The sequence below is a fragment of the Streptomyces sp. 15-116A genome (genome assembly GCF_025290915.1).
Lineage (GTDB): Bacteria > Actinomycetota > Actinomycetes > Streptomycetales > Streptomycetaceae > Streptomyces.
Genome location: NZ_JAOCQE010000452.1, coordinates 1 through 3,076 on the forward strand (window position 1 = coordinate 1; position 3,076 = coordinate 3,076).

Below are 3,076 nucleotides of genomic sequence, written 5' to 3' on the forward strand. Positions count from 1 at the left end.
TCGGGGTGATGGGTGGTTGGTCGTTGTTTGAGAACTGCACAGTGGACGCGAGCATCTGTGGCCAAGTTTTTAAGGGCGCACGGTGGATGCCTTGGCACCAGGAACCGATGAAGGACGTGGGAGGCCACGATAGGCCCCGGGGAGTCGTCAACCAGGCTTTGATCCGGGGGTGTCCGAATGGGGAAACCCGGCAGTCGTCATGGGCTGTCACCCGCTGCTGAACACATAGGCAGTGTGGAGGGAACGCGGGGAAGTGAAACATCTCAGTACCCGCAGGAAGAGAAAACAACCGTGATTCCGGGAGTAGTGGCGAGCGAAACCGGATGAGGCCAAACCGTATGCGTGTGAGACCCGGCAGGGGTTGCGCATGCGGGGTTGTGGGATCTCTCTTCCACGGTCTGCCGGCCGTGGGACGAGTCAGAAACCGTTGATGTAGGCGAAGGACATGCGAAAGGTCCGGCGTAGAGGGTAAGACCCCCGTAGTCGAAACGTCAGCGGCTCGTTGGAGAGACACCCAAGTAGCACGGGGCCCGAGAAATCCCGTGTGAATCTGGCGGGACCACCCGCTAAGCCTAAATATTCCCTGGTGACCGATAGCGGATAGTACCGTGAGGGAATGGTGAAAAGTACCCCGGGAGGGGAGTGAAATAGTACCTGAAACCGTGTGCCTACAAGCCGTGGGAGCGTCGGAATGGAGCTTGCTCCATTCTCGTGACTGCGTGCCTTTTGAAGAATGAGCCTGCGAGTTTGCGGTGTGTTGCGAGGTTAACCCGGGTGGGGTAGCCGTAGCGAAAGCGAGTCCGAACAGGGCGCTTCAGTAGCACGCTCAAGACCCGAAGCGGAGTGATCTAGCCATGGGCAGGTTGAAGCGGAGGTAAGACTTCGTGGAGGACCGAACCCACCAGGGTTGAAAACCTGGGGGATGACCTGTGGTTAGGGGTGAAAGGCCAATCAAACTCCGTGATAGCTGGTTCTCCCCGAAATGCATTTAGGTGCAGCGTCGTGTGTTTCTTGCCGGAGGTAGAGCACTGGATAGGCGATGGGCCCTACCGGGTTACTGACCTTAGCCAAACTCCGAATGCCGGTAAGTGAGAGCGCGGCAGTGAGACTGTGGGGGATAAGCTCCATGGTCGAGAGGGAAACAGCCCAGAGCATCGACTAAGGCCCCTAAGCGTACGCTAAGTGGGAAAGGATGTGGAGTCGCACAGACAACCAGGAGGTTGGCTTAGAAGCAGCCACCCTTGAAAGAGTGCGTAATAGCTCACTGGTCTAGTGATTCCGCGCCGACAATGTAGCGGGGCTCAAGCGTACCGCCGAAGTCGTGTCATTCCAGCACATACTCCCAACGGAGGCTGGGATGGGTAGGGGAGCGTCGTCTGCCGGGTGAAGCAGCCGTGTAAGCGAGTTGTGGACGGTTGACGAGTGAGAATGCAGGCATGAGTAGCGATTCACACGTGAGAAACGTGTGCGCCGATTGACTAAGGGTTCCTGGGTCAAGCTGATCTGCCCAGGGTAAGTCGGGACCTAAGGCGAGGCCGACAGGCGTAGTCGATGGATAACCGGTTGATATTCCGGTACCCGCTGTGAAGCGTCAAACATCGAGCATCGTGATGCTAAGGCCGTGAAGCCGCCCCGGAGCCTTCGGGCAAAGGGGAGTGGTGGAGCCGCCGAACCAAGCGGTTAGTAGGTGAGTGATGGGGTGACGCAGGAAGGTAGTCCATCCCGGGCGGTGGTTGTCCCGGGGTAAGGGTGTAGCCCGAGTGGTAGGCAAATCCGCCACTCATACAGGGTGAGACCTGATGCCGAGCCGATTGTGGTGAAGTGGATGATCCTATGCTGTCGAGAAAAGCCTCTAGCGAGTTTCATGGCGGCCCGTACCCTAAACCGACTCAGGTGGTCAGGTAGAGAATACCGAGGCGTTCGGGTGAACTATGGTTAAGGAACTCGGCAAAATGCCCCCGTAACTTCGGGAGAAGGGGGGCCACACCTGGTGAAGGGACTTGCTTCCTGAGCTGGGGGTGGCCGCAGAGACCAGCGAGAAGCGACTGTTTACTAAAAACACAGGTCCGTGCGAAGCCGTAAGGCGATGTATACGGACTGACGCCTGCCCGGTGCTGGAACGTTAAGGGGACCGGTTAGCTTGGATTCGTCCAGGCGAAGCTGAGAACTTAAGCGCCAGTAAACGGCGGTGGTAACTATAACCATCCTAAGGTAGCGAAATTCCTTGTCGGGTAAGTTCCGACCTGCACGAATGGCGTAACGACTTCTCGACTGTCTCAACCATAGGCCCGGTGAAATTGCACTACGAGTAAAGATGCTCGTTTCGCGCAGCAGGACGGAAAGACCCCGGGACCTTTACTACAGTTTGATATTGGTGTTCGGTTCGGCTTGTGTAGGATAGCTGGGAGACTGTGAAGCTCGTACGCCAGTATGGGTGGAGTCGTCGTTGAAATACCAGTCTGGTCGTGCTGGATGTCTAACCTGGGTCCGTGATCCGGATCAGGGACAGTGTCTGATGGGTAGTTTAACTGGGGCGGTTGCCTCCTAAAGGGTAACGGAGGCGCCCAAAGGTTCCCTCAGCCTGGTTGGCAATCAGGTGTTGAGTGTAAGTGCACAAGGGAGCTTGACTGTGAGACCGACGGGTCGAGCAGGGACGAAAGTCGGGACTAGTGATCCGGCGGTGGCTTGTGGAAGCGCCGTCGCTCAACGGATAAAAGGTACCCCGGGGATAACAGGCTGATCTTCCCCAAGAGTCCATATCGACGGGATGGTTTGGCACCTCGATGTCGGCTCGTCGCATCCTGGGGCTGGAGTCGGTCCCAAGGGTTGGGCTGTTCGCCCATTAAAGCGGTACGCGAGCTGGGTTTAGAACGTCGTGAGACAGTTCGGTCCCTATCCGCTGTGCGCGTAGGAGTCTTGAGAAGGGCTGTCCCTAGTACGAGAGGACCGGGACGGACGAACCTCTGGTGTGCCAGTTGTTCTGCCAAGGGCATGGCTGGTTGGCTACGTTCGGGAGGGATAACCGCTGAAAGCATCTAAGCGGGAAGCCTGCTTCGAGATGAGGACTCCCACCTCT

The 3,076-nt window shown here is 57.4% G+C and carries 1 rRNA gene; it reads left to right on the forward strand.

Features of this window, described 5'->3' with window-relative positions:
• Positions 1-59: 59 nt before the first annotated feature.
• Positions 60-3,076: ribosomal RNA gene (locus tag N4P33_RS34210) — 23S ribosomal RNA — on the forward strand; the annotation flags it as partial.